General features: G+C 44.2%; 2 protein-coding genes. Both read left to right on the forward strand.

Going from position 1 to position 1,068, the window contains the following annotated elements; all coding sequences use genetic code 11:
• Positions 1-735: conjugal transfer protein TraF (traF, locus tag A3756_RS20505; RefSeq protein WP_156490645.1), on the forward strand; the 735-nt coding region annotated here is incomplete at its 5' end.
• An 11-nt stretch (positions 736-746) separates the two neighbouring features.
• A partial coding sequence (locus A3756_RS20510) for a hypothetical protein (RefSeq protein ID WP_197481427.1) occupies positions 747-1,068 on the forward strand: 322 nt, incomplete at its 3' end.

Here is a 1,068-nt window from a genome sequence, read left to right on the forward strand (position 1 = left end):
CTATCGTACAGTGCTGAAGTATGGCAGCCGCCAGTGATGGATTCTAAGCTCTTTGCAGGGGTTCAGCTTAATGCTTATCACGCCACCATGAATAAACAAGTACTGGCATTGACTAACATCGCCGAAGATGACGATGCTGGTGATGCGATTCGTGACGAATTTGAAGAGAATACAGTTTCAACAACAGAGATGGGCGTTGATTTAGGTCTTCTTTGGGCTTTCCCTAATGGTCATGCTGGCCTGACTATCGCAAATATAAATGAGCCTGAGTTCAAGTATGGCGATATTGGTACAGACTGTGGCTCAATTACAGACCCAACAAGAAGGGCTAACTGTGAAGTTGCTCGCGACGTATTTTCTGGTGAAATCTCACTGCAAGAAACTGCTGTAATGGCTGCTCAAACAACCATTGAAGGCTCTCTCTATACTGAGGACAAGCAGTGGTTATTGACAGGCGCTTATGACTTAAACTCTGTGTATGACTTGGTAGGCCGAGAAAGCCAGATGATAAGCGGTTCTGCCACTTATTTCCCTAATAGTTATATTTTGCCGACAATTCGTTTAGGTATTAGTCAGAATTTAGTCGGTAGCGAGCTAACTATGGTTGGCTTTGGTACAACACTGTTTGGCATGATGAATATTGATTTAGCGGCGAGTTTGGATACAGTTGAACTTGATGGAACAAAAGCACCGAGACGCTTTGGCTTTAATATCGGCTTTGAAGAGAAATTTTAAGGAGAGGGCATATGAACCTTATTAAGAAACAAACGTTATTCACGATGACGAAGGGATTTTCACTCACTGCCCTAGCTGCAGCTGTTGCAATTAGCGCTGGTTGTAGTAACCCTGATGATCCTGATGGGGGTACAAGCCAGTCGAAACAAGCAGTTGAAGGTGCCGTTGTTGATGCCTACTTGGCGGGTGCTACAGTTTATTTGGATGGTAACGACAATGGCAAACGCGATGCTTGGGAAGCTTCAGCGATTACCGATAAAGATGGTTTTTTCTCAACAAGTAAAGATGGCTTAGTTGATTATTGTGCTAGTGATGCGACAAGCGCCCAGGCAA

Source organism: Oleiphilus sp. HI0086, from assembly GCF_001635225.1.